General features: G+C 71.2%; 26 protein-coding genes and 1 pseudogene. 8 read left to right on the forward strand and 19 right to left on the reverse strand.

Features of this window, described 5'->3' with window-relative positions; translation table 11 throughout:
* Positions 1-5 precede the first annotated feature (5 nt).
* Positions 6-968: pseudogene (locus GEV10_11845) on the forward strand (ABC transporter permease).
* Between the two features lie 75 nt (positions 969-1043).
* Here the strand turns inward: GEV10_11845 and GEV10_11850 are convergent.
* From GEV10_11850 to GEV10_11875, 6 genes are read right to left on the reverse strand one after another with little or no spacing between them, the layout of a single operon-like run.
* A complete protein-coding gene (locus tag GEV10_11850) occupies positions 1044-1829 on the reverse strand; it encodes an ABC transporter permease subunit (protein MQA79147.1) in 786 nt (261 codons plus the stop codon).
* 13 nt (positions 1830-1842) lie between these two features.
* Complete coding sequence (locus tag GEV10_11855) at positions 1843-2742, reverse strand: ABC transporter permease subunit (protein MQA79148.1); 900 nt, start codon at positions 2740-2742, stop codon at positions 1843-1845.
* A 9-nt stretch (positions 2743-2751) separates the two neighbouring features.
* Positions 2752-3420 (reverse strand): RraA family protein, encoded by a 669-nt coding sequence (locus tag GEV10_11860; protein MQA79149.1) that lies wholly within the window; start codon positions 3418-3420, stop codon positions 2752-2754.
* Positions 3421-3458: 38 nt separating this feature from the next.
* A complete protein-coding gene (locus tag GEV10_11865; GenBank protein ID MQA79150.1) occupies positions 3459-4526 on the reverse strand; it encodes an ATP-binding cassette domain-containing protein in 1068 nt (355 codons plus the stop codon).
* Between the two features lie 40 nt (positions 4527-4566).
* The gene (locus GEV10_11870; protein MQA79151.1) at positions 4567-5646 is read right to left on the reverse strand and encodes an extracellular solute-binding protein; all 1080 of its coding nucleotides are present in this window, start codon (positions 5644-5646) and stop codon (positions 4567-4569) included.
* 26 nt (positions 5647-5672) lie between these two features.
* Positions 5673-6347 (reverse strand): FCD domain-containing protein, encoded by a 675-nt coding sequence (locus tag GEV10_11875; protein ID MQA79152.1) that lies wholly within the window; start codon positions 6345-6347, stop codon positions 5673-5675.
* A gap of 102 nt (positions 6348-6449) precedes the next feature.
* On the opposite strand from GEV10_11875, the gene GEV10_11880 reads away from it, so the two are divergent.
* The gene (locus GEV10_11880; protein MQA79153.1) at positions 6450-7238 is read left to right on the forward strand and encodes a helix-turn-helix domain-containing protein; all 789 of its coding nucleotides are present in this window, start codon (positions 6450-6452) and stop codon (positions 7236-7238) included.
* A gap of 17 nt (positions 7239-7255) precedes the next feature.
* Complete coding sequence (locus tag GEV10_11885) at positions 7256-7624, forward strand: VOC family protein (GenBank protein ID MQA79154.1); 369 nt, start codon at positions 7256-7258, stop codon at positions 7622-7624.
* A gap of 34 nt (positions 7625-7658) precedes the next feature.
* On the opposite strand, the gene GEV10_11890 is transcribed toward GEV10_11885, so the two are convergent.
* The 5 genes from GEV10_11890 to ftsE form a co-directional block, all read right to left on the reverse strand.
* Positions 7659-8387, reverse strand: a complete 729-nt coding sequence (locus GEV10_11890; protein ID MQA79155.1) for a peptidase E — start codon at positions 8385-8387, stop codon at positions 7659-7661.
* 127 nt (positions 8388-8514) lie between these two features.
* Positions 8515-10386, reverse strand: a complete 1872-nt coding sequence (locus GEV10_11895) for a penicillin-binding protein (protein ID MQA79156.1) — start codon at positions 10384-10386, stop codon at positions 8515-8517.
* On the reverse strand, positions 10379-10873 hold the full coding sequence (gene smpB, locus GEV10_11900; GenBank protein MQA79157.1) for an SsrA-binding protein SmpB: 495 nt from the start codon (positions 10871-10873) through the stop codon (positions 10379-10381). Before smpB ends, GEV10_11895 begins: the two co-directional genes overlap by 8 nt.
* 2 nt (positions 10874-10875) lie before the next feature.
* Complete coding sequence (locus tag GEV10_11905; protein MQA79158.1) at positions 10876-11784, reverse strand: FtsX-like permease family protein; 909 nt, start codon at positions 11782-11784, stop codon at positions 10876-10878.
* A 76-nt stretch (positions 11785-11860) separates the two neighbouring features.
* Complete coding sequence (gene ftsE / locus GEV10_11910) at positions 11861-12550, reverse strand: cell division ATP-binding protein FtsE (protein ID MQA79159.1); 690 nt, start codon at positions 12548-12550, stop codon at positions 11861-11863.
* A 221-nt stretch (positions 12551-12771) separates the two neighbouring features.
* Here ftsE and GEV10_11915 point away from each other — a divergent pair, with 221 nt between their 5' ends.
* Positions 12772-12957: a hypothetical protein gene (locus tag GEV10_11915; protein ID MQA79160.1), complete on the forward strand. Its 186-nt coding sequence runs from the start codon at positions 12772-12774 to the stop codon at positions 12955-12957.
* Between the two features lie 147 nt (positions 12958-13104).
* On the forward strand, positions 13105-16569 hold the full coding sequence (locus tag GEV10_11920) for a S8 family serine peptidase (protein MQA79161.1): 3465 nt from the start codon (positions 13105-13107) through the stop codon (positions 16567-16569).
* On the opposite strand, the gene prfB is transcribed toward GEV10_11920, so the two are convergent.
* Positions 16511-17635, reverse strand: a complete 1125-nt coding sequence (gene prfB / locus GEV10_11925; GenBank protein MQA79162.1) for a peptide chain release factor 2 — start codon at positions 17633-17635, stop codon at positions 16511-16513. The genes GEV10_11920 and prfB overlap by 59 nt on opposite strands.
* A gap of 107 nt (positions 17636-17742) precedes the next feature.
* Between prfB and GEV10_11930 the strand changes: the two genes are divergently transcribed.
* Complete coding sequence (locus tag GEV10_11930) at positions 17743-19263, forward strand: DHA2 family efflux MFS transporter permease subunit (protein ID MQA79163.1); 1521 nt, start codon at positions 17743-17745, stop codon at positions 19261-19263.
* 10 nt (positions 19264-19273) lie between these two features.
* On the opposite strand, the gene GEV10_11935 is transcribed toward GEV10_11930, so the two are convergent.
* A complete protein-coding gene (locus tag GEV10_11935; protein ID MQA79164.1) occupies positions 19274-19783 on the reverse strand; it encodes a pyridoxamine 5'-phosphate oxidase family protein in 510 nt (169 codons plus the stop codon).
* A gap of 62 nt (positions 19784-19845) precedes the next feature.
* Here GEV10_11935 and GEV10_11940 point away from each other — a divergent pair, with 62 nt between their 5' ends.
* Positions 19846-20142, forward strand: coding sequence for a hypothetical protein (locus GEV10_11940; protein ID MQA79165.1), 297 nt, complete (start codon positions 19846-19848; stop codon positions 20140-20142).
* Positions 20143-20459: 317 nt separating this feature from the next.
* Here the strand turns inward: GEV10_11940 and GEV10_11945 are convergent, their stop codons facing one another.
* Together GEV10_11945 and GEV10_11950 are read right to left on the reverse strand one after the other, a co-directional pair.
* Positions 20460-21365 carry an MFS transporter gene (locus GEV10_11945; protein ID MQA79166.1) on the reverse strand — a complete coding sequence of 302 codons (906 nt, stop codon included), beginning with the start codon at positions 21363-21365 and terminating at the stop codon, positions 20460-20462.
* Positions 21083-21901, reverse strand: coding sequence for an MFS transporter (locus GEV10_11950; GenBank protein ID MQA79167.1), 819 nt, complete (start codon positions 21899-21901; stop codon positions 21083-21085). Before GEV10_11950 ends, GEV10_11945 begins: the two co-directional genes overlap by 283 nt.
* Positions 21902-22010: 109 nt before the next feature.
* On the opposite strand from GEV10_11950, the gene GEV10_11955 reads away from it, so the two are divergent.
* Positions 22011-22469: a MarR family transcriptional regulator gene (locus GEV10_11955; GenBank protein MQA79168.1), complete on the forward strand. Its 459-nt coding sequence runs from the start codon at positions 22011-22013 to the stop codon at positions 22467-22469.
* A 92-nt stretch (positions 22470-22561) separates the two neighbouring features.
* Here the strand turns inward: GEV10_11955 and GEV10_11960 are convergent, their stop codons facing one another.
* Genes GEV10_11960 through GEV10_11975 form a run of 4 tightly spaced genes read right to left on the reverse strand, consistent with a single transcriptional unit; the run spans position 22562 to position 24085 of the window.
* Entirely contained in the window at positions 22562-23026 is a 465-nt protein-coding gene (locus GEV10_11960) for a hypothetical protein (GenBank protein MQA79169.1), read from the reverse strand.
* Positions 23023-23445: a hypothetical protein gene (locus tag GEV10_11965; protein MQA79170.1), complete on the reverse strand. Its 423-nt coding sequence runs from the start codon at positions 23443-23445 to the stop codon at positions 23023-23025. The genes GEV10_11960 and GEV10_11965 overlap by 4 nt, the downstream gene beginning before the upstream one ends.
* Positions 23446-23489: 44 nt before the next feature.
* Entirely contained in the window at positions 23490-23888 is a 399-nt protein-coding gene (locus GEV10_11970; GenBank protein MQA79171.1) for a pilus assembly protein, read from the reverse strand.
* Positions 23885-24085 (reverse strand): hypothetical protein, encoded by a 201-nt coding sequence (locus GEV10_11975; protein MQA79172.1) that lies wholly within the window; start codon positions 24083-24085, stop codon positions 23885-23887. Before GEV10_11975 ends, GEV10_11970 begins: the two co-directional genes overlap by 4 nt.
* Positions 24086-24102 lie beyond the last annotated feature (17 nt).

The raw sequence follows: 24102 nt of genomic DNA on the forward strand, positions 1-24102 counted from the left end.
CGGTCATGTCGGACCACGCAACCTCGGACCGCCGGCGCGGGCTACTGGGCTGGGCCGCGCTCGTCGTCCTCGTCCCCCTCGTCGTCGCCCTGGCGGTCACGGCGTTCACCTGGCCGAACGCCAGGATCGAACCGCGCGACCTGCCGATCGGGGTCGTCGGCCCGCCGTCCGCGACGGCACAGGTCACCGAGCGGCTCGCGGGCGAGCCTGGGGCGTTCGAGGCGCACCTCTACCGGTCCGAGGCGGCCGCGCGCGAGGCGATCGAGGACCGGACGGTGTACGGCGCGATCATGGTCGAGCAGGGCAGCGCGCCCACCGTGCTCACCGCGACCGCCGCCAGCCCGATGGTCGCGAGCCTGCTGACCCAGTCGGTGACGGCCGGCCTGCCGCCGCAGCAGCGCGCGCAGGTACGCGTCGTCGACGTCGTCCCGACCGCCGCGGGCGACCCGCGCGGGTCGCTGCTCGGCGCCTCGGTGTTTCCGCTGATGCTGGCCGGCCTGATCACCGGCGCACTGGCGTTCTACCTCACCAGGACGTTGCGCGGCCGGCTGCTCGGCCTGCTCGCCTCGTCGGCCGTCACCGGTGCCGTGGTTGGCCTGCTGCTGCAGACCTGGTTGGACGGGCTCGCCGGGGACTGGCTCGCGAACGCGGGCGTGTTCGCGCTCGTCACGTTCGCCATCGGCGCGACCGTCGCCGGGCTCACGGCGGCCGTCGGGCGCGTCGGGATCGGCCTCGCGAGCCTGCTCTTCATGCTGCTGGGCAACCCCGCCTCCGGCATGACGTCGGCGCCGGAGCTGCTGCCGCAGTGGTTCGCGGCCCTCGGCCAGCTGCTGCCGCTAGGCGCCGGCGGTGGGCTGCTCAGGAACGTCGCCTACTTCGACGGCAACGCGATCGGTGGGCACCTGGCGGTCCTGATCACCTGGGCCGTGGTCGGCTGCGTGCTCCTGACCGTGCCGACGCTCGTCCGCCTCGCGAAGCGGGCACGGGCCTCGACGCAAGCAGACGCGGGCACCAGGCTCAGCGCGGCCTGACCGCCGGCCCGGTCAGCGCAGGGCTCGACGCAGTCCGACCGCGCGCTCGATCAGCACCACGAACAGGATCGAGATCGCGATGAGGACGACGGACAGGGCGGCGACCTGCGGATCGGTGCGGAACTGCACGTAGCGGAAGATCTCCACCGGCAGCGTCGTGGTGCCCGACCCGACGACGAACAGCGAGATGACCGCCTCGTCGAACGAGATGAGGAACGCGATGACCGCGCCGGCGAGCACGCCCGACCTGATGAGCGGCAGCGTGACCCGGCGGAACGTCGTGAACGGGCTCGCGCCGAGCACCCGCGCGGCCTCCTCGCACGAGGTGTCGGCGGTCATCAGGCTCATCATCGTGGTGCGCACGACGTACGGGACCGTCACGCCCAGGTGGGCCACCACGAGTCCCGGGTACGTGCCCGTCAGGCCGACCGGCGTCAGCACGAGCAGCAGCGCGAGTCCGAGGGTGATGGTCGGCACCATCAGCGGCGCGACGAAGAGCCCGGTGACGACCCCGCTCCCCCGGAACCTGTGCCGCTGCAATGCGATCGCCGCGGGCACGCCGACGAGAGTGGCGAGCGCCGCCACGATCACGCCCACGATCGCCGACACCTTGAACCCGGCGAGGAAGCCGGCGTTGCGCGTCAGCTCCGCGTACCACTGCAGCGAGAAACCCTGGGGCGGGAAGCGCAGGTACGGCTGGTCGTCGAAGGAGATCACCAGCACCACGAGGATGGGTGCGAGCAGGAACAGGTACAGCAGCGCGATGAGCGCGCGCCAGGCGATCGCCGTCGGTCTCATGGCGCCTCCTCCCCTATCCCTCGAGTGCGCGCACCGCGCGCTGGTAGCAGGCGATCACGACGCCGAACAGCACGAGCAGCATGACCGACAGCGCGGCGGCGAGCGGCCAGTTCAGCGTCATGGTCGCCTGGTTGAAGATCTCGGTCGCCAGCACGAACAGGCGTCCGCCGCCGACCAGTCGCGGGGTCACGAACGACGAGATGCTCAGCACGAACACCAGCAGCGCGGCCGTGATCACGCCGGGCATGCTGAGCGGCAGCGTGACCCGCCAGAACACCTTGGCCCGGTTGGCGCCGAGCGACGAGGCGGCGTGCTCGAGCTCGGCGTCGATGCGACCGAAGCCCGCGAGCATCGCCAGGATCGCGTACGGCATCAGGATCTCGACCAGCGCGATGACCGCGCCGGTGAAGTTGTTCATCAGCCGCAGTGGGGTGTCGATCAGGCCGAGGCCGGTGAGCGCACCGTTGACGACGCCCTGGTCGGCGAGGATCGCCATCCACCCGTACGTCCGCACGACCGCGGACGTCAGCAGCGGTGCGATCGCCAGCGCCACGAGCACGCCGCGCCACCGCGACGTCGTGCGGCTGAGGAACAGCGCGATCGGGTACGACACCAGGACCGTGAGGACGGTGACGAGCAGGCCGAGCTGCACCGTCCGCCAGATGACACCCCAGTAGAACGAGTCACCGATCGCGGTGGCGTAGGAGTCGAGCGTGAGCGTGTTGACGATCAGGCCGGACGACTCACCGCGGTTGAGCGACATCCTGATCAACCACGCCAGCGGGGCCGCGAACGTCAGGAGCAGCGCGGCGAGGCCGGGCAGGAGCAGCGCCGCGGCCGTGCGCCTGGCCGAGCGCCGCGCGACCCCGCGGTCCGGCGGCGCCGGTACCCGGGTGGCGTGCGCGGTGGCCATCGCGACGCCTCAGCCGCCGACGCCGAGGCCGGCGATGATCCTGCCGGCGGCGGAGATGTCGGGGAGCTTGGTGCCCGCGTGCAGCCGCTCGACGGTGGCGGGCTCGGCCGCGTCCGACGCCCGGGCGGCGTCGAGCACCGCGGCGACGTCGTCGGCACTCGCCAGCAGCACACCGTTGTCGTCGCCGGCCACCAGGAACCCCGGCTCGACGGGTGTGCCACCGCATGTGACGGGCACGTTGATCCCGCCGGTGTCGATGCCGTGCAGCTTCGTCGTGAGGGCGGACGTCCCCCGCGCGTAGACGCTCAGGCCGAGCTCGCGCAGCGTGGCGATGTCGGTGCACGCCCCGTCGATCACGACCCCGACCGCGCCGGCGGCGGCGAGCGCGTGCCCGACCACTCCACCCACGGGCGCGTGCCTGGTGTCGCCGCCGGTGTCCACGACGAGGACGTCACCCGGCGAGAGCATCGACGTGATCTGGTGCACGAGCGTCGAGTCGGGGGCGGTGATCCTGACGGTGAGGGCCCGACCGGTCATCCGGCCCGTGCCGGCGAGGCGCCGGATCTGTGGGTCAGGGAAACCGGACTCGAGGAAGTGTCCGAACGTCGGGACGTCGACGCCGGCGACGTCGGCGACGAGGCCGGCCGGCAGTTCCGCCACGGAGGCGTTGATGACCATGGGCACGAAGGGCGCTCCTTACTGGGCTTCGCGGACGTTCATTCGGCGTCGAGCACGAGGGCGTCGGCGGGACTCCACCCGACCGACACGGACTCCCCGACCGGGAGCGACGCACCCTCGCCGGTGAGGGCCTCGGCGACGATGCGGTGGCCGGCGACGTCGACGGTCGCCGAGACCATGTCACCTGTGTAGCTACGGGCGACGACGCTGCCGCGCAGGGCGGTGTCGCCGTCCGCGGGACCGAGCGTGACCCGGTGCGGACGGACCAGGACGGTGACGTCGCCGGTCATCGGCCGCGAGCACACCGCGTCGACGTCGCCGACCCCGTCGATGCGTACCGTGGCGCGCCCGTCGGTGCTGTCGAGCACGGCGCCGGGCAGCAGGTTGGCCCGGCCGATGAAGTCCGCGACGAACCGGGTCGCGGGCCGCTCGTAGATCTCCTCCGGGGTGCCGACCTGTTCGACCCGGCCGTCGGAGACGACCGCGACGACGTCCGCGATCGACAGCGCCTCGTCCTGGTCGTGTGTGACGAAGACCGTCGTGATGCCGGTGCGTTGCTGGATCTCGCGGATCTCCGCTCGCATCTGCTCGCGCAGCTTCGCGTCGAGGTTGCTCAGCGGCTCGTCCAGCAGCAGGACCGTCGGCTCGACGACGAGCGCCCTGGCCAGCGCCACCCGCTGCGCCTGGCCGCCGGACAGCTCGCCGATCCTGCGTCCGGCGAGGTGTCCCAGCCGCACCTGCTCGAGGGCGGACGCCACACGCCGTTCGCGTTCGGCGCGACCCACCTTGCGCATCTCCAGGCCGAACGCGACGTTGCGCGCGACGTCGAGGTGCGGGAAGAGCGCGTACGACTGGAACACCATGCCCATGCCACGCCGGTGGACGGGCGTGCGCGTCAGGTCGGTGCCGTCGACCTCGACGGTGCCCGAGGTCGGGTCGACGAAGCCGGCCACCATCCGCAGCGTGGTCGTCTTGCCGCAGCCGGACGGGCCGAGCAGCGCCAGCAGCTGACCGCCGTCGACGGTCAGGCTCACCTCGTCGACGGCGCGCTCCTGCTGACCCGGGTAGACCTTGACGAGGTCGTGCAGGTCGAGCCGCGCACCCACGCGGGTGTGGTCCGCCGTGCCCTGCGTCGCGGTCGTCACCTCAGCCACCGATGACCTTGCGCCGCCACTCCTCGGTCCACGCGTCGCGGCGTTCGGCGATCCAGTTCCAGTCGACCGAGATCATCTCCTTCTGCCGCTCCGGGCTCGTCGCCGTGCGGTCGGCGGCAGCGGCGGGGACCTTTGCCTTGCTATTGGTCGGGGCGTAGAACATCGTCTCGGTGAACGACTCCTGCGCCTTCGGGCTCAGCGCGTAGTCCATGAAGGCCTGGGCCGCCTTCGGGTGCTTGCTGTTCTTCGTCAGGTTGATCGTGTTGACCTGGAAGACGCTGCCCTCCGACGGCAACGCGACGCCGAGCTTGCCCTTGGACGTGTCGGCGTAGAGCTGGCCCCTGGCGTTCCAGCCGACCGCCACCGTGGCCGAGCCCGACGTGACGAGGGAGTACGGATCCGGCTGCGGGTCCCAGGTCTGCACCGCACCGGACAGCTGCGACAGGCGCTCGACGGCGGGGTCGATGGTCTTCTGGTAGTCGGCCCCCTCCATCTTGCAGACGATCATCGTGAGGGCGAGGCCCTGGATGTCGGGCGCGGCGGGAATGCCGATCTTGCCCTTGTGCTTCGGGTCCCACAGCGCGTCCCAGCTCGTCGGCGCGGGCTTCACCTTCGTGGTGTCGTACAGCAGCACGAGGTTGTCGTACGTCACGGCGGGACCGAAGTTCTTCGGGGTCTTCCCCTGCTCGGTGACGTCTGCCACGTTGGGGACGGCCTTGGGGTCGAGCGGGGCGAAAATGCCCTCCTTGTTGCCCGTCGCCGACACCGAGGTGTCCATGATCGCGACGTCGTTGCTCGGGTTCGATTTCTCCGACCGCAGGGTCGCCAGCATCTCCGCAGAGTTCTGCGCCGGCCGGAAAGTCACCTTGATCTTCGGGTTCGCCTTCTGGAACGGCTCGATGACCGCCTTCTCGTAGTTGTCCTGGAACACGCCGGCGTAGCCGAGGATCGTCACCGTGCCCTCGGTCGCGGAGTCGGGACCGGCGCTCGACGTGCCGCAGCCGGCGAGCGGCACGGTGAGGACGGCGGCCACGGCGAGCGCGGGCACGAGGCGGGTACGGCGGAGACGCATGGGCACTCCTTCGGTCGAACGAAGGGTCAGCGGGCGGGTGTGAGCGACGTGGCGGGCAGGGACTGCAGCCGCAGTTGCCGTTCGTGCGAGATGAGGATGTGGTTGCGAGTCTCCGCCGCGGCACGCTCCGGGTCACGGGTGCGCAGCGCGTCGACGATGGCGCGGTGGTGCGCCGGGACCTCCTCGAGACCGATCCGCTCGTGCGCGACGTACCACAGGCGCAGCGAGCCGCAGTTGAGGTTGCGTACGGCATCGACGAGGAAGCGGTTCTCCGACCCCTTCGCGATCGCCAGGTGCAGGGCGTGGTCGACCTCCACGGCCTCGTAGACCTTGCCCTCGCCGGCCGCCGACTCGAGCTCGTCGCAGAACCGGTCGAGCTCGGCGAGCCCCGCGTCGGTGATGCGCTCGGCGGCGAGCCGGGAGACGGGCTCCTCGAGGAGCAGCCGGGACTCGTAGAGCTTGTGCAGCTCGTACGCGCTCGTCTCCCTGACGTACGCCGTGCGGCGTGGCGGCCAGACCACGAACTGCTCGAGGGCGAGCCGCTTGAGCGCCTCCCTGATGGGGGTGCGCCCGGTGTCGAAGCGCGCCATCAGGTCGGCCTCGTCGAGCGGCGCGTTGGCCTCGATCTCGCCCACGATGATGCCGCGACGCAACGCCTGGTAGGCGTGGTCCGACTTCGTCACGGGATCCCTCACTGCCATACCCCCGATATATTTTGAATGTAGGCAGCATGCACCCGGCGAACCGGCGGGTCAAGACCGGCGGGGGTCGGAACGTCTGGGGATATGCATCAAACCAGTTTGATGTATCCTGCGCGAGTGGCTGGCGACTCGGCACTCGTGGACGTGTCACCGCCGGTGTTCCTGCGCCTGGTGGGGAACCCGGTGCGGTGGCGGTTGCTCACCGAGCTGGCGGGCAGCGACCTGCGGGTCGGGGAGCTGACCGCCAGGGTCGGCCAACCGCAGAACGCGGTCTCGTACCACCTCGGACGCCTGCGCTCCGGTGGGCTCGTATCGATGCGGCGCAGCTCTGCCGATCACCGGGACAGCTACTACCACGTCGACCTGGCCCGCTGCGGCGAACTCCTCGCAGCGACCGGGACCGCGCTGCACCCCGGTCTGGCCACCGGCCCGGCCACCGCTGGTCGCCGCCGTCGTACCACCCCGACACGGGTGCTCTTTCTCTGCACCGGGAACAGCGCCCGTTCCCAGATCGCCGAAGCCCTCCTCGCTCGCGCCGGCGGTGACCGTGTCGAGACCGCCAGTGCCGGCAGCCACCCCAAGGACGTGCACCCGCATGCGATCCGGGTGCTGCGGGAGTACGGCATCGACATCACGGGCCGGCGCGGCAGTCACCTCGCCGAGTTCACCGGACACCGCTTCGACTACGTGGTCACCCTCTGCGACAAGGTCCGCGAGGTCTGCCCCGAGTTCACCGGCGGTCCCGCGTCGATCCACTGGAGCATTCCCGATCCCGCCGCCGACGGCACCGGCTACTCGGCGTTCCGCCAGGTCGCCGCCGAACTCCACACCCGCATCGAGCTCTTCACCCGCCGCATCGACACACCACCGACGAGAGGTGACCGGTCATGACCGAGATCGACGACAGCATGGTCAGCGTCCGCTACATCGTTGACGACGTGCAGGCCGCGGTCGACTTCTACACCACCCACCTCGGCTTCACCCTGCGCTCCGCGCACCTACCCGCCTTCGCCGACGTCACCCGCGGCCCGTTGCGGTTGCTCCTGTCCGGATCGGCCAGCTCCGGTGCCCGCGCCACACCGACGGACGCCGCAACCGCCGGGCGCAACCGCATCCACCTCACCGTCGACGACCTCGACGCCGAGATCGAGCGACTACGCCGGGCCGGGCTGCCCTTCCGCAGCGACGTCGTCGCAGGTCCAGGCGGACGCCAGATCCTGCTCGCCGACCCTTCTGGCAACCTCGTCGAGCTGTTCACTCCCGCGACGACCGACTGACCCGACCGTCGCCCCCGGCCGAACCTGACCTCCGCTACCTGAGCAGGCGAGGCTCGATCCTGGTCTCCTTGGCCGTGCCGCCGGCGTCGGGCTCGACGTGGTAGGCGTTGGCGCCCCGCACCTCGGCGACGACGTCGACGAGCTCGGTGCCGAGGTAGTGCAGGCCCACGCCGTTGTCGGTCGCGTAGCCGGCCGCGAGCGTGCCGCTGCCGACGAGTCGGTGGTAGAGCGGGCGGCGCTGCCGCTCGCTGTCGTAGTGCGGGCAGTTGGAGTACGGCAGGAAACCGAGGCAGTCGGTGATCGGCTGGAGGTCGAGGCCGAAGGAGTCGGTGGTGCCGCCGCTGTGCCAGCACAGCGAGCCGGCGCTCACCCCGGTGAGCACGACGCCGGCCTCCCAGCACTCACGGAGGATCTCGTCGATCCGGTGGACCCGCCACAACGCCAGCAGGTTGGCCGTCGACCCGCCGCACACCCAGATGACGTCCTGGGCGAGCAGGTGACTGCGGTAGTCGCGGTGGTTGGGCATGTCGAAGACGGTCACGTGGCTGGTGTGGACGTCGGCCTTGACGCCCACGGCGTCGTGCCAGCGCGCGATCGTGGCGGCGTCGTCGCCCAGCGCGGTAAAGAGGCCGCACACCTTCGGGACGGGGACCTCCGCGAGCCGGATCGCCTCGTCGAGGAGCTCGCCGCGGTCGAGGAACCGCACACCCGGACGCATCTTCAGGCCCCCGCTGGTGGCGAGGATCTGAGGGGGGCGAGGCATCGAGGCTCCCTCCGGACGAACGTGACCTACCCCGACGGGGCGACATCCGAGTCACTCTAGGTGCAGATCGTGCCATCGGGACCGGCACTTCACAGCACGCGACGGTCATGCCACGTTCAGTTGCGGGTCAGGCGCGCCGGAGGAAGGCCTTCGCCACCGGGACGGCGTCCTCGCCGCCGACGCCGCCGTCCTCGATGAGCACCGCGAACGCGAGATCGCCGCGGTAGCCGATGAACCAGGCATGCGTGCGCGGCGGGTCGGCGGACCCGAACTCCGCCGTGCCGGTCTTGCCGGCGACCGCACGGCCGCCGCCGATCGACCGCGCCGTCCCCGATGTCACGACCGAGCGCATCAGGGACCGCAGGGTCGCGGCGTCCCCGGTGTCGAGCCTGACCGGCTTCGCGGTGCCCGCTGGTCGGGGCTGCGTGACGAGGGACGGCGGACGCCAGGTGCCCTCGCGGACCGCCGCGGCCACGAGGGCCATGGTGAGCGGGCTGGCGAGCACGCGGCCCTGACCGATCGACGCGGCCGCCTGCTCGGTGGCGTCGCGCGACGTCGGCACCTGGCCGGAGTACGCCGAGACGCCGAGCGCGTACTCGCTGCCGAAGCCGAACCTGGCCGCCTCGTCACCGAGACCGGTGTGGGGCAGCGACCGGGACAGGCGGATGAAAGCCGTGTTGCAGGAGATCGCGAAGTCCTTGCGGAAGTCGGGGCGACCTGCCGCCTCGCCCTCGAAGTTGCGGAACGACTTGCCACCGGCGACGATCCGCGGCGGGCACGGCACGGTGGTCGTCGGGCGTAGGTCCGTACGGTCCAGCAGCGCGGCCGTGGTCACGACCTTGAACGTCGAGCCCGGCGGGTAGCGGCCTGCCAGCGCACGGTTGAAGCCGTCGTCGACGGGCCGGTTCGCCACAGCGAGCACCTCACCCGTCGACGGCCTGACCGCGACCAGGGCCGCGGGCTTACGCACCTTGTCGAGCGCCGCCTCCGCGGCGTCCTGGACCCGCGTGTCGAGGGTGGTGCGGACCGCCGTGCCGTCGCGGCCGGCGAAGGTCGCGAGGTTCTTCCGCGTGATCCCGCGCTCGTCGACCACGACGACGCGTCCCTCGGGCACACCGGCCAGCCGACGCTCGAACGCGCCCTGCAGACCGGAGGCGCCGACGTTGTCGACCGGGGTGTAGGGAGCGCCGAGCTCCTCGAGCCGGTCACCGGAGACGGCACCGACGGTGCCGAGCAGCTGGCGGGCGTATCCGCGCGACTTCGCCAGCGGAAGCTTGTCCGACCGGAAGTGCACGCCGGGCAGGTCGTAGATCTCCTCCTTGACCGCGAGGTAGTCGGACTGGCGCAACGTGATCAGCGGCAGGAACTGCTTCGGTGCGGCCTTCTCGATCCGGCGGAGCGCCTGCTTGGAGTCGATGCCCGTCGTGGAGGCGAGCGTGCGCAGGCTCTCCTCGCGGTCGGTCATCGCCTCGGGCACCACGCCGACGACCACGACGGACTCGTTGAGGACGAGGCGTCCGCCCTCGCGGTCGAGGATCGGCGCGCGGGACGGGAACTGCCTCGTGACGTGGAAGCGCCTGCCGTCGCCGAGCGCCGGGTGGACGACGGTGGGCGCCCAGACGACCCGCCACCTGTCGTCGGACTCCCGCAGCATGAACCGGCCCTGGTAGGTCCAGCCGACGCCGAGCGCGCCCAGCCGGAAGGTGGCGGTGAAGGTCGCCGAGGCGTGGTGCGCGCCCGTCTTGGTCACCCGGCCGAGGCGCAGCCGCGGCTCGCGGGCGTCGAGCGCGCGCGTCGCCGTGGTGAGCGTACGCGCCACGGTGGCGGGGTTCGTGGTGGTCAGCCGGCCGGCGTCGTACCCCTCACCGCGCTGCCATGCGGCGAGGAACGAGGTGGCCGTGTCCTTCTCGTCGGGGCCCCCGCAGGCGCTGAGCACTCCCACGGACAGCGCCGTGGCGACGACGAATGTCGCGAGGTGTCGGCGCCAGGTCCTACGCACCGCGTGCGCGTACCCGCCGCGCCCGATCCATCTCGCGTTTTGCGTCGCGCTCCGCCATCGACTTGCGCTTGTCGTACGCCCGCTTGCCGCGGGCGACGGCGACCTCGACCTTCGCCTTGCCGTCCTTGAAGTACAGGGCGAGCGGGACGATGGTCACGCCGGAGTCGTTGGCCTTGCCCACGATCTCGTCGAGCTCGTGCCGGTGCAGCAACAGCTTGCGCGCCCGCCGCGGCTCGTGGTTGGTCCACGTGCCCTCGGTGTACTCGGGGATGTGGACCCCGAGCAGCCACAGCTCGTCGCCGCGGACCGCGGCGTAGCCGTCGACCAGCGAGGCGCGTCCCTGGCGCAGCGACTTGACCTCGGTGCCTGTCAGCACCATGCCCGCCTCGTACGTCTCCACCAAGTGGTAGTTGTACCGCGCCTTGCGGTTCTGGGCGACGATCTTGCGACCCGGGTCCTTGTCCTTCTTCTCCTTCTGCCTGGCCACGGCTAGACCCGCAGATATCGGCGAATCGTGAGGAACGACGACAGCATCGAGAGCAGGACACCGACCACGAGCAGCAGGAGCACGATCAGGTGCACGCTGTCCCAGCCGAGGAACGCGAACCGGAGGAAGCCCGGCTTGATCTTCCAGTCGACGAGTGCCTTGAGGCCGTAGACCGCACCGGACGCGACCACCCCCCCGAGGAACCCGGTCACGGCACCCTCGAGGAGGAAGGGCATCTGGATGGAGAAGTTCGACGCTCCGACCAACCGCATGATGCCCGTCTCGCGTCTGCGGGAGAACGCGGCGAGCCGGATCGTGTTGCCGATCAGCAGCAGCGCCGCGAGCAGGCCGAAGGCAGCGAGCATCAGCGCGCCGTTGCGCAACGTGTTGAGGATGTCGAAGAACTTGCCCAGCACGTTGTTGAAGTCGTAGACCGAGCTCACCCCCGGCCTGCCCTGCACTGCGCTGCTCACGATCGGGTACTTCTCGGGGTCCTTGAGCTTGATCCGGTACGACGCGGGGATGTCACCGACCCGGGTGTTCTCGACGAGGACGGGCGTGTCCTTGAACTGCTGGGAGAACCGCTTGTGGGCCGTCGCCTCGTCCTCGTAGTAGACGTCCGCCACCTCGGGCATGTTGTCGAGCAGCGACCTGAGCTGCTCCCTCTGCTGGCCGGTGATGGGTCCGCTGGCCTGGCACGCGGGGACCTGGCTCTCCTTGCCGCACAGGTAGACCGTGACCTCGACCTTGTCGTACCAGTAGTCCTTCATCGTGTTGACCTGGGCCCAGATGAAGAGCCCGACACCGAGCAGGGTCAGGGCGACGGCGGTGGTCACCATGACGCCGAGCGTCATCGTGACGTTGCGCCGTAGGCCGATCCACATCTCGGAGAGAATGAAACGCAGTCGCATGGTGTCCTCGTGGTCGGGGCGCGTCGTGGCGCCGTCGTCCGCCTCGGTGGGGCCTTTCTCGTCAGTGGTTGCGCGGCTAGCTCGAGTAGCCGTAGACGCCGCGGGACTGGTCACGGACGATCTTGCCGAACTCCAGCTCGACCACCCGCTTGCGCATCGAGTCGACGATCGCGGCGTCGTGTGTCGCCATGACCACCGTGGTGCCCGTGCGGTTGATCCGGTCCAGGATCTTCATGATGCCGATGCTCGTCGCCGGGTCGAGGTTTCCCGTCGGCTCGTCGGCGAGCAGGATCATCGGCCGGTTGACGAACGCACGGGCGATCGCGACCCGCTGCTGCTCGCCGCCGGACAGCTCGTCGGGCAGCCGGTCGGCCTTCCCGTCGAGGCCGACGAGCTCCAGGGTGTCCGGCACCCAACGGTTGATCAGCTTCTGGTTCTTGCCGAGGACCTCGAGCGCGAACGCGACGTTCTCGCGAACGTTCTTGTTCGGCAGCAGCCGGAAGTCCTGGAACACACAGCCGATCTGCCGGCGCAGCTGCGGGACCTTCCAGCTGGACAACTTGTTCAGCTCCTTGCCGGCCACGTGGATGTCACCGGACGTGGGCCGATCCTCCCGCAGCACGAGGCGCAGGAAGGTCGACTTGCCCGAGCCCGACGCACCGACGAGGAAGATGAACTCGCTCTTGTCCACCTCGACGGACACGTTCTGCAGCGCCGGGCGCTGCTGGCTCGGGTAGAGCTTGGTCACGTCTTCGAAATTGATCACAACGGCATCACGAGTCGCAGTTTAGGGGTCTGGTCATGGATCCCGTCGGCTACGGGATGTGCGTGCCGCAACGGGTCCGTCGACTGTCACGGTACCCACCCGGGGCAGGTAGGTGGCACCATGGGAGTGTAAGCGGCGCGACGGCGACAGTGCCGGAGGGGGACCTCGCGCGAGTCGCCCTGTCGCCGTTCGCGGGCCGGAGTTCGACGAAGGGCAGCATCGTGAGCCATGATCAACTGATCTGTGCGAGCTGCTCAGGCCGTGTGCTCGAAGGTCGTTGCCCGGTGTGCCGCGAGGCGAGGGCCGACCTGCGCGACAGCACCCGCACCACCTCGCTCGTCTATCTCGTCCTCGCCGCCCTCACCCTCTTCGGCCTCGTCTTCGGCCTCGTCCGCTCCTTTGCTTGATCCGTACCGCCTGATCAGCGCCGCCTGATCGACACGACCGACCCCCGGCCGGCTCGCGCATGGCGGCCCTGTCCGAAACCGGACACGGCTCCCATGGGCCACGCCAAACCGTGGCCCCACCGCGCTGCAATCGGTTACAACGCCGTCATGCCTCCTTTCGCCCTCGCAGTCCGCCGCCTCGTCGCCGCCGTGGCCGCCGCCGCCATGCTCCTCGCGGCGCAGGCCGCTCCGGCCGCCGCTGCACCGCCGGCCACGCCCGACCCGGCCGCAACCGCCGCCGCGACCCCGGTACGGATCACGCTGGTGACCGGTGACATCGTCACGCTCAGGCCGGGCACGCACGGCCGTCCCGACGTGCTGTTCGAACCGCGTCACGGCACGGACGGCCGTGGCGGGTTCCGGGTCCGGCGCGAGGGCGACAGCACGTACGTCGTGCCGTCCGACGTCTCCGCGCTGGTCCCCGCGGTGCTCGACCGCGCCCTGTTCGACGTCACCGGCCTCGCCGCCATGGGATACGACGACGCACGGCGCACCGACATGCCGCTGATCGTCGAACGCACGGCCGGCACGCGAACCCTCGCGGCGGCACCGGAGGAGCTCCGTACGCGACGGACGCTGGACAGCATCGACGCCACGGCCGCCGTCGTCGACAAGGCCGGGGCGGCCGGCTTCGGCGACGACCTCGCCCGCCTGTCGCGCCGCGGTGCCCCGGACCGGGCCGGGGCCGCACGCGCACTCGGCGGGGTCGACCGGATCTGGCTCGACGCGAGGGTCGAGGCCGCGGAGCTCGACGGATACCTCGGCCTGGTGGACGCGCCGGCGGCCTGGGACTCCGGCCTCGACGGCGCCGGGGTGACGGTGGCCGTGCTCGACACCGGGATCGACGGCGGCCACCCGGACCTCGCGAATCAGGTGCGGGAGTCGAGCGACTTCACCGGTACCGGGCCCGGCGCCGACGACCGGCACGGGCACGGGACCCACGTGGCGTCCCTCCTGGCCGGCACCGGTGCCCGCTCGGACGGCGCGCGCCGTGGGATCGCGTTCGGCGCCGAGCTGCTGGCCGGCAAGGTCCTGGACGACACCGGCACCGGCCAGGCGTCCTGGGTGATCGCCGGCATGCAGTGGGCCGTGCGGCAGGGCGCGGACGTCGTCAACCTGAGCCTCGGCGGCACCGCGGGTGACACCGACGACCCGACGTCGCAGGCCGTCGACGCGCTCACCGCGTCATCGGACACCCTCTTCGTCGTGGCCGCGGGGAACCAGGGCGGCCTCGGCGTCGACCACTTCACCGTCGACACCCCGGGCACCGCGGCGTCGGCGCTGACCGTCGGGGCCGTACGCACCGACGACTTCCTCGCCGTCTTCAGCGGCGAGGGCCCGGTGCGCGGCAGCTACCGGCTCAAGCCGGACATCACCGCGCCGGGCGTGGACCTGCTCGGCGCCAGGGCCGGTGCGCGCGACGGCGATTTCTACCGGTCGATGTCCGGCACCTCACAGGCCACGCCCGTGGTCGCCGGGGCCGCGGCGCTGCTGCGGCAGCAGCACCCGGACTGGACCTGGCAGCAGGTGAAGTCCACCCTCGTCACCTCCGCCCACGATCACGCGAACGCGACCGCATGGAGCGAGGGCGGCGGTCGGCTCGACCTCCGGCGTGCCGTCACCCAGACGCTGCACAGCGATCTCTCCGCGATCGACTTCGGACAGCTGAAGCATCCGGACGACGACGTGCGCACCCGCACGCTGACGCTGACGAACGACGCCGCGGAGCCGGTGGACGTCACGCTCACCGACACGCTGGACGACGGCTACGGCACGTCCGCAGCCGAGGCCGCTCTGACCGTCTCCCCCGCGACGCTGACGGTGCCGGCCGGCGGCAGCGCGAGCACGACGATCACCTTCGAGCCCACGCTCGCGGACGACGGCCTGCTGCAGGGCATGATCGACGTCGCGACCACGAACGGCGACGGCCTGCACCTGCCGGTCAACGCGCACGACGAGCCGGAGCGCTACGACCTCACCGTCAAGGTCCTGGACCGGGCGGGCAAGCCGTACGCGAACGGCGTCGTGAACCTCGTCAACGCCACCGACCTGCGCGGCACCTTCTTCGACGTGCGACTCGACGAGCGGGGCGAGGCGACCGTGCACACGGCGCCGGCGCGCTTCAGCGCCTTCTCCCGCGTCACCACACCGGCCGGCGGCGGCGCCCCGGAGACCTTCACCATCGCGGGCTCGGCCGAGTTCACCGTCGACCGGGACACGACCTTCGTGGTCGACGCCAGGGACGCGCAGCGGGTGCGCCCACCCACCGTCCACGACCAGGCCACCAGGGTCGCGCAGGCGAGCGTCGCCTACTCCCGGTACGACGACGGCCGCCGAGGGGCCATCGAGTACGACTTCTTCGACCCCGCGGACATCGCGGCCGGGACGGTGTTCATCTCCCCCACCCGACCGGTGCGGCAGGGGATCTTCCAGTCGGCGTTCCAGTGGCGCCTCGAACCGACCGGGCACCGGAGCCCGACCACGCCGGACGCGTACGAGCTGGTCGTCATCACCCCGACGTTCGGCCCGTCCCCGCACCTGGACCGCCACGACGTCGCACGGCTGGCGCGGGTCGACAACCGGTACGCCGGGATCGACGGCAGGCGAACCCTGACCGCGGGACGCGTCTTCGTCACCGACCTGTCGGGTGTCGGCCTGGTCCACCGGCGGCCGGTCGACGTCCCCACCCGGTCCGTCGAGCTCGTGACCCCGGCGCCGAACCTGCGCTGGACGCAGTGCCTGGCGGTGCCAGCGGTCCCGGTCGCCGAGCTGTGCGACCCGGACTGGGTCGTCCACGAGCGCGGCGAGCGGCGCACGGTCGACTGGGGTCGCGGACTCCACGTCGACGCGGCGTTCGCGACCCACAGCACCGGCATCTTCTCCGCGGGCGCCGGGCTCGCCGACGGGACGCACCACGGCCGGTTCCCCGGCACGACCGAGACCCAGCAGGTGCGGCTGTACCGCAACGGGACGCTGGTCGGGAGCCGTGACCAGAACGACGCGTCGGCGTCCGTCCCGCCGGAGCCGGCGGAGTTCCGGATGGAGCACCGGTACACGATGCCCGCGGACACGCTGCCGGTCGCGACCAGCGGGTCGACCGCGTGGACGTTCCGGTCGTCGCCGCCGGCCCCCCAGCAGGGCGGGCAGACCGTGCCGCCGCTGCTGCGCCTGCGCTACGACCCGCTCGTCGACGACCTCGGCCGCGCCCGCGCACACCGGCCGCTGCCGATCACCGTCACCGTGGGGCATCTGGCGCGCGCGACCGGCGAGGTGCCGCGGCCGACGGCCGCACGCCTGGCGTACTCCACCGACGGCGGCGAGACATGGCACGCGCTGCGGACCACCCGGATCGGTATGTCCAGGTGGGTAGCGGTCGTCCCCGGGGTCGGCCGTACGTTCCGGTCGCGCGTTGTCGCTGCGGGCCACGGCGACCGACAGCGCGGACGGCACGATCGAGCAGACGGTGATCGGGGCGATCCCGGTGCGGTGACCCGCGCCGCGGCGGCAACGCGCCCTAGGACTGCGCCTCGGCCGTCTCCTGCTGGCGGCGCCAGCGGATCTCCGCCTCGATGAACGAGTCGAGGTCGCCGTCGAGCACGCCGTCGGTGTTGGAGGTCTCGACCTCGGTGCGCAGGTCCTTCACCATCTGGTACGGGTGCAGCACGTAGTTGCGGATCTGCGTGCCCCAGCTCGTGGTCGACTCCCCGCGCAGGCCGGCGAGGGTGGCCGCCTCCTCCTGCCGGCGGCGCTCGAGCAGCTTGGCCAGCAGGACGTCCATCGCCCTGGCGCGGTTCTGCAGCTGCGAGCGCTCGTTCTGGCAGCTCACCACGATGCCGGTGGGCAGGTGGGTGATCCGCACCGCGGAGTCGGTGGTGTTGACGCTCTGCCCACCGGGGCCCGACGAGCGGAAGACGTCGACCCTGATCTCGTCGTCGGACACCGTGATCTCATCGGTGGTCTCCACGACCGGCGCGATGTCGATCCCGGCGAACGAGGTCTGCCGGCGGTTCTGGCTGTCGAACGGGGAGATGCGCACCAGCCGGTGCGTGCCGTGCTCGCCACGCAGCGTGCCGTACGCGAACGGCGCGCGCACGGTGAACGTCGCGGACTTCAGGCCCGCGCCCTCAGCGTACGACGTGTCGTAGACGTCGACGCCGTAACCGTGCCGCTCCGCCCAGCGCGTGTACATGCGCATGAGCATCTCCGCCCAGTCGGCCGCGTCGACGCCGCCGGCCTGGGCGTTGATCGTCACCAGGGCCTCGCGCTCGTCGTACGGGCCGGAGAGCAGCGTGCGCACCTCGAGCTCGCCGACCTGGGAACCGAGCGAGCGGAGCTCCTCGTGCGCCTCCGCCAGGGTCGCGGCGTCGTCCTCGGCCGCGGCCAGTTCGAACAGCACCTTGAGGTCGTCGATCCGACTCCGCAGCGCCGTGACCTTGTTGATCACGCCCTGCAGGTACGACAGCTTGCTGGTGACCTTCTGCGCGTACGCGGAGTCGTCCCAGAGCCCGGGTGCGGCCGCCTGCTCCTCCAGGTCACCGGCCGTCTTCCGCATCTGCTCGATGTCGAGGACCGCCTCGACACTGCGCAACGTGCTGTCGAGGGTGTCGAGCGGTGCCTGAGCGTCGGAGTCGATGGCCACATCGTGCAGCGTAACAACACCCTGAGGTCCGGCCGCCGGGGAAGCGAAAGGGCGCCCTACGTGGTTCAGTTCCGGTATCGGCACCCGCCGAGGAGAGGATGTGTCCCATGACAGCCAGCGCGCTGCCGGCAGGAGTGCGTCTCGGTCAGCCGGCCGGGCGCTGGGTGGTGCTCGCCACCGTCCTCGGCTCGGGTGTCGCGATGCTCGACGCGACCGTGGTCAACGTGGCACTACCGGCCCTGGGCGAGGAGCTCGACGCGTCGATCGCGGGACTTCAATGGACGGTCAACGCGTACACGCTCACGCTCGCATGCTTCATCCTGCTCGGCGGCGCGCTCGGTGACCGCTTCGGCCGCCGCCGGGTCTTCGTCGTGGGCGTGGTGTGGTTCGCGGTCGCGTCGGCCCTGTGCGGACTCGCCCAGGACGTCGCGATGCTCGTCGCCGCACGTGCCCTGCAGGGCATCGGTGGTGCACTCCTCACCCCCGGGTCGCTCGCGATCATCCAGGCGTCGTTCCATCCCGACGACAGGGCGCGGGCGGTCGGCGCGTGGTCGGGTCTCGGCGGGGTGGCCGCCGCGATCGGCCCGTTCCTCGGCGGCTGGCTGGTCGCGACCGCCGGCTGGCGTTGGGTCTTCCTCATCAACATCCCGCTCGCCGCTGTCGTGGTGGTCGTCGCCCTGCGCCACGTACCGGAGACGATCGACGACGAGGCGCACGGCAGGTTCGACGTGCTCGGCGCGGCGCTCGCCGCCCTCGCCCTCGCCGGCATCACCTACGCCCTCACGGAGATGCCGGGCGGGCGCATCGACGCGCCCGTGATCGCCGCCGGCGCCGTCGGCGTCGTGGCAGCGGTGGTCTTCGGCTACGTCGAGCGCGTCCGTTCCGGCGGACGCGGGCCGCGCCCGATGCTGCCGCTCGAGACGTTCAGGTCGCGGCAGTTCACCGCGGTCAACGCCATCACGCTGGTCGTGTACGGCGGGATGAGCGTGATGTTCTTCCTCCTCGTCCTGCACCTCCAGGTGGTGGCGGAGTTCTCGCCGCTCGCCGCCGGCACCGCACTGCTGCCGGTCACCGCGATCATGCTCGTGTTCTCGGCCCGCGCCGGCGCACTCGCCCAGCGGATCGGGCCACGGATACCGATGACGGTCGGCCTCGTCGTCGCCGCCGGCGGCATGCTGCTCGTGACGCGGATCGGCCCCGGAGCCTCGTACGTGCTCGATGTGCTGCCCGCGGTCGCGGTCTTCGGCCTCGGCCTCTCCGCCACCGTCGCGCCGCTCACCGCAACCGTGCTGGCGACCGCGGATCCGCGCCACGCCGGCGTCGCCAGCGGCATCAACAACGCCGTCGCCAGGGCCGCCGGCCTCCTCGCCGTCGCGGCCGTGCCACCCGCCGTCGGCCTGACCGGCGACGCCCTCTCGCGGGCCGGCGTGTTCGCGACCGGGTTCCGTACGGCCATGGTCGTGAGTGCCATTCTCCTGCTCGCCGGCGCGGTGGCCAGCCTGCTGACCATCCACGACGACGTGCTGCGGGTCTGCCCGCGCGAGTCGTGGCCACAGGCCAGGTCGCAGTGCGGCGTCGGCGCCCCCACCCTCGAACCGGACCGCCACCCGGCGGGCGTCGCGTCCTAGGAGAACCGCGTCAACCAGGGAACTCGGCGGCGTTGAACGCGTAGCCGATCATCCAGTGCGTGCGCATGCGGAAGTACGCGATGTCGTCGGCCCAGGTGGTGGGCGACGAGCCGTAGTGCTCCGTCAGGTGCTCGTCGATCCACCCATGGTCGGCGTGCTCGGGAGTGATGTCGTCCGCGGTGCCATGGGCGAACACCCCGATCCGCTCACCGTCGACGTGGGCGACGCTCACGGCGGGACGCGCGCGGAGGTGGTGCGCCTTGTGCGCCGTGCCGCTCGTGCTGAAGACCCAGTGGCCGCGCAGGAAGTGTCCGTCGACCGCGGACGTCCGCGGCTCTCCCCTCGCGGTGGTGGTCGCGACCACGAGCACCTTCATGCCGGGCAGCGCGGCCACCAGCTGGCGTGCGGTCAGGGTGCGCTCCCCCGGCGTCACGATGCTGCGCAGGTGGTCGCCGGAACGGCCGATCGAGTCGTCCAGGAGGCGCTGTAGTTCGTCGATGTCGTCTGCTGTCTCGCGCATGCCAGGAGTGTGCCACCACCCGCCGACACACGGGCGGCGAGAAAGTCCTCCGCGATCGCGTCATGATCGCGGCGTCACGCCGTCCCACCCACAAGACCGACCAACAGTGGACCCGGCCGTACCGGCCGGCGATCAGGGGAGTCGCCGTGGACGCAGCGGACAAGGACACAGAGGACGAGGCCGAGCGGACACCGCAGGACGGGCAACCCGCTCCGAAAAGGCGCAGGAAGTCCAGGGTGAAGGGCACCGAGGCGCCGCGCGACGTCGACGGCAAGTGCTCTCGATGCGGACGGCCGTGGCCCTGCCTGCACTGCCTCACCAGCACGCCACCGTTCGTCCGCGTGCACAACAACTTCTGAACGTCGGGGCCGCGCACGTGCGTCCGCTGGCAGTGCGCGGTCCCGCCACCACGTCCGTCCACGGTCTCGGCCACCGACGGTTCGGTCCCCAGGGGGGAACGGCTGACCGTCGGTGGCCGGGGCGGGCGCGGCGGGCCGGGCGACGCAAGGTCCCGCCCGGCCCGCCGCACCCGTCGACGTGGGACCTTTGCCGTTCCTATGCCGGCGCCTCCTACGATCGCGAGCATGCCCGAACCCGAACCGCGTGATCGCGGCCCGATCTCCCCACCGGTCCCGCCGGGTGGGGTGGTGTCCGGCGCCTAGAGGACGGCCCCTTATCAGGCTGATGGTTCGATCTCGGGTTTGGGCAGGGCGAAGCACAGCAGGGCAGTTGCCACGAGGGCGGTGGTGATCGCGAGGGTGCTCGCTCCCAGTCCGTTGTTGTGGCCGCTGTGGCCGGAAGCTGTGAAGAACACGACGCTCAGGCCGGCGGTCCCGATGGCGCCACCGAACTGTTGGCTGGTGGTCCACACACCTGAGGCGGAACCGGCGTAACGGGGTGGGACGGCGGACAGGAAGATGGTGGTCAGGGTGGGCATGACGAGGTTCATCCCGATGCCGACGATGAACAGGCCGGGAACGACCACCCATGGGCTGATGCTGGTGGTCACCGACGAGGACGGCACGGTGATCGCGAGGGTGCCGACTGCGGCGGTGAGGGCGCCGGCACCCACGACGAGACGACCGAACCGGACGGTGAGGCGGCCAACGAAGGCGGTCATGGCGAGGCCGCCGGCGCAGAACGCGATGGTGACGAGACCGGCATCGAGAGGTGAGTAGCCCTGGCCGTCTTGGAGCCAGAGCATGAACACGAGCAGGAAGCCGCTGAACCCTCCGAAGGCGACGAGTTGGATCACGAGGGCGACGGCGGAGGTGCGTTCGCGCACCAGCCCGAATGGGATCAGCGCCATCGCCCGACTGTCGGGGGTACGGTCTTCAGCCAGGACCACGGCGACCACGGCGGCGACCCCGGCAGCCAGGCACAGCCACACCCACGGCGCCCAGTCATAGGTGCCGCCCTCGAGCAGAGCTGACACGATCGCCACCAGTCCCGCCGACAGTCCCAGCAACGGGACAGGTCGGGGCGCCTGGCCGCCGGAGTGCGGCTCTCGGGGACCAGCCAGGCCCCGAGGACGACCAGGACGATCGCAACGGGCAGGCTGATGAGGAAGATCGATCGCCAGCCGAGCCCGCCGATGTCGGCGGCGATCAGCACCCCGCCGAGCAGCAGGCCGCCCGCCTGGGCGGTGCCGGAGAAGACACCGAACAGACCGAACACGGTCGCCCGCTCTCGGCCGTCGAAGAGCCCATAGAGGCTGGCGAGAACCTGAGGCGCGAGCAGACCGGCGGCCACCCCCTGGACGGCGCGAGCGGCGATCAGCTCGCCCGGCCCCGATACCAGTCCCGCCCACGTCCCGGCCGCGGCGAAGAGGACCAGCCCGGTCAGGAAGACACGCTTACGGCCGACCAGGTCACCCATCCTGGCCCCGGTGATGAGCGAGGCAGCGAAGGCCAACAGATAGGCGGTCACGATCCACCCCGCCTCGGAAGGTGTGGCGCCCAGGTCAGCCTGAACGGTGGGCAGACCCACGTTGAGGATCGTGACGTTGAACAGATCGAGCATGAAGCCGCCGATCAGCACCGCCATAGCCGCCCACCGCCGCCTGGAACGCACCATGGCCTCAGTGGCCTCAGTGACGTCGGGGCCGGGCTCGGTCATCTGCGCTCCCCCTCAGATATCATCGTCGAGACGAGTTACTCGCACGACCGTTTCTCTCGTTCTGTCGTTTATCTCGTTCATACGAGAGACTATGGGAGGAGGTCACCCGATGGCAAGCGCACCCGGCACGGACGGCGATCCGCTGACCGTCGCGGCGGAGGCGCTGCGGACGTACGCCGCTGCCGCCGCACGACTCGAGCAGTCCGCAGGCAACGAGGCCGGCTTGGTCTGGAGTGCCTGCGAGGCCAGCTTCCTGACCCTGCTCCAACTCCACGGATCCCTCAGCCCCGGCGAATTGAGCGAAATGGCTCAAGTCAGTTCCTCAGGGACGACCACCGGTGCGATCGATCGGCTGGAAAAGGCCGGGTACGTGCGACGAGACCGAAGCACCCACGACCGCCGCAAGGTCATCGTGACCCTGACACCAGAAGCTGCCGCGGGCCACCGCCGCGCCCGCCAGCAGCGGCTCACCGAACTGTTCGCCGACTACAAGCCGTCACAGCAACGACTCATCGCCGAGTTCCTCACCCGCCTCGCCGAAACCGAGACGCACGCCGCGACCACCTGACCAAAGCCGACGCAACCCCGGTCGCCAGCGCGGATCGATTGGGGAACCCCCGTTCGTGAAGACACACCGATGCGCCAGACCCCGGCTCAGCACTAGGGCCGAACGGTCTGGCGGGCGGTGGCCCGGCCGACCAGGGGCACACCGTCGGCGTACGACGCCGAGACGACGTTGGCGAACGGGATGCTCACTCGGCAGGAGACGGCGACGGTCACGGCGCCGTCGTCGACCGTCACCTCGTCGAGGGCGAACCGCTCGCACGAGCGCGTCGCGCCGGACGCCTCGAGGTGTGCCGTGGCGGCGCGGTCGGCGCCGTCCTCGGTCAACGGCAGCAGCCGGCCGGCGCCGTCGTCGTAGTACGCACCCTCGCGCACGGCCTGGACCGCGGCGATCGCCGCCTCGTCGGCGGCCGCGTCGAGCGCCCGCTGGGCGAGGAACACGCGGGACAGGTTGACCACGACGGTGATCAGGAGGAGGGCGATCACCGCGTAGCCCAGGGTCAGCACGAGGGTCTGCCCGCTCTCACGCGGTCCGGCCCGCCGGCGCGGTGGCCGCCTCACGGGTCGCCGTCCTCGCGAGGCGCGTCGCGGTAGGCGTCGACGACCTCGACGTGGGTGGCGCGCACGGCGACGGACGCGGGCTCGCGACCGAACAGGATCTTCGGCAGGTACGGCAGCGGGACGCGGACGGCGATGCGTACCTCCACCGTCGCACCCGGGGTGAGGCACGGCTCCTGCTCGCAGGTCACCCGTACCTGGTCGCGGGTGAGGGTGACACCCTGGTCGCCCGCGGCGATCTGCGCGGCGGCGAGGGCGCGCTGGTCGGGATCGGCGCCGTCCTCGCTCGTGACGAACGCCCGGCCCGCCTCCCTGGTCGCGGCCTCGACCGCGTAGGCGGCCCTCTGCACCTCGAAGACCGTCAGCATGAGGTAGACGAGAGGGACCATCAGCAGCAGGGCGAGCCAGCTGAACTCGACCATCGCGTTGCCGTCGTCACCGCGCCGCGTGCGCGGTCGCCGCGGGTTCACGGACCGACTCCCTCGCGCAACGCGTGACCGCGGACGGTGATGCCGCCGACCGGACCGATCAGGCCGACCACGGGAAGCGGCGCGTCGACCTCGACCACGACGACCTCGGCGCCGTCACGCACCTCGACGCCCCCGGTCACGTCGACCGCGTAGCGATCCGCGAGCGACCGCGCGACGAGCCGCTCGGTGTAGGCCGCACCGTCGGCGGGAGTGCGGTTGGCGTTGGCGCCGTAGCGCGCGCCGGCGGACGCGCAGGCGACGAGGGTGTTGCGGACGTAGAGCGCCAGCCCCACCTGCAGCACACCGAGGACGAGGACGGTCAGCAGGATCGACACCAGCGCGAACTCGACGACCGCGGCACCGCGGTCGCCTCGGGCGTCGGCCCGTGCGTTCACCCACCCGGACCGGAGACGGCGTCGAGCGCGTTGACGAACAGGTCGACGAGCCGGTCACCCGCGACGGCCCACAGCACCGTGACGAGCCCCGCGGTCATCAGCGTGACGAGCACCCAGCCGGGGACGTCGCCTCGCTCCGGGTCACCCGCACGCAGCCGCCCGGCCAGGCGGGCCTGCAGGCCGTAGAGACGTCTCATGTGTCCCCCTCTCCGAA

Source organism: Streptosporangiales bacterium (assembly GCA_009379955.1).
Classification (GTDB): Bacteria; Actinomycetota; Actinomycetes; order Streptosporangiales; family WHST01; genus WHST01.

What these genes read in the sequence shown, in the direction of transcription:
- GEV10_11850 (MQA79147.1), bottom strand. Translation starts at nt 1,829, where the DNA reads ATGAGACCGACGGCGATCGCCTGGCGCGCGCTCATCGCGCTGCTGTAC.
- GEV10_11855 (MQA79148.1), bottom strand. Translation starts at nt 2,742, where the DNA reads ATGGCCACCGCGCACGCCACCCGGGTACCGGCGCCGCCGGACCGCGGG.
- GEV10_11860 (MQA79149.1), bottom strand. Translation starts at nt 3,420, where the DNA reads ATGGTCATCAACGCCTCCGTGGCGGAACTGCCGGCCGGCCTCGTCGCC.
- GEV10_11870 (MQA79151.1), bottom strand. Translation starts at nt 5,646, where the DNA reads ATGCGTCTCCGCCGTACCCGCCTCGTGCCCGCGCTCGCCGTGGCCGCC.
- GEV10_11875 (MQA79152.1), bottom strand. Translation starts at nt 6,347, where the DNA reads ATGGCAGTGAGGGATCCCGTGACGAAGTCGGACCACGCCTACCAGGCG.
- GEV10_11880 (MQA79153.1), top strand. Translation starts at nt 6,450, where the DNA reads ATGTATCCTGCGCGAGTGGCTGGCGACTCGGCACTCGTGGACGTGTCA.
- GEV10_11885 (MQA79154.1), top strand. Translation starts at nt 7,256, where the DNA reads ATGGTCAGCGTCCGCTACATCGTTGACGACGTGCAGGCCGCGGTCGAC.
- GEV10_11890 (MQA79155.1), bottom strand. Translation starts at nt 8,387, where the DNA reads ATGCCTCGCCCCCCTCAGATCCTCGCCACCAGCGGGGGCCTGAAGATG.
- GEV10_11905 (MQA79158.1), bottom strand. Translation starts at nt 11,784, where the DNA reads ATGCGACTGCGTTTCATTCTCTCCGAGATGTGGATCGGCCTACGGCGC.
- GEV10_11920 (MQA79161.1), top strand. Translation starts at nt 13,105, where the DNA reads ATGCCTCCTTTCGCCCTCGCAGTCCGCCGCCTCGTCGCCGCCGTGGCC.
- GEV10_11930 (MQA79163.1), top strand. Translation starts at nt 17,743, where the DNA reads ATGACAGCCAGCGCGCTGCCGGCAGGAGTGCGTCTCGGTCAGCCGGCC.
- GEV10_11935 (MQA79164.1), bottom strand. Translation starts at nt 19,783, where the DNA reads ATGCGCGAGACAGCAGACGACATCGACGAACTACAGCGCCTCCTGGAC.
- GEV10_11940 (MQA79165.1), top strand. Translation starts at nt 19,846, where the DNA reads ATGATCGCGGCGTCACGCCGTCCCACCCACAAGACCGACCAACAGTGG.
- GEV10_11950 (MQA79167.1), bottom strand. Translation starts at nt 21,901, where the DNA reads ATGACCGAGCCCGGCCCCGACGTCACTGAGGCCACTGAGGCCATGGTG.
- GEV10_11955 (MQA79168.1), top strand. Translation starts at nt 22,011, where the DNA reads ATGGCAAGCGCACCCGGCACGGACGGCGATCCGCTGACCGTCGCGGCG.
- GEV10_11965 (MQA79170.1), bottom strand. Translation starts at nt 23,445, where the DNA reads ATGGTCGAGTTCAGCTGGCTCGCCCTGCTGCTGATGGTCCCTCTCGTC.
- GEV10_11975 (MQA79172.1), bottom strand. Translation starts at nt 24,085, where the DNA reads ATGAGACGTCTCTACGGCCTGCAGGCCCGCCTGGCCGGGCGGCTGCGT.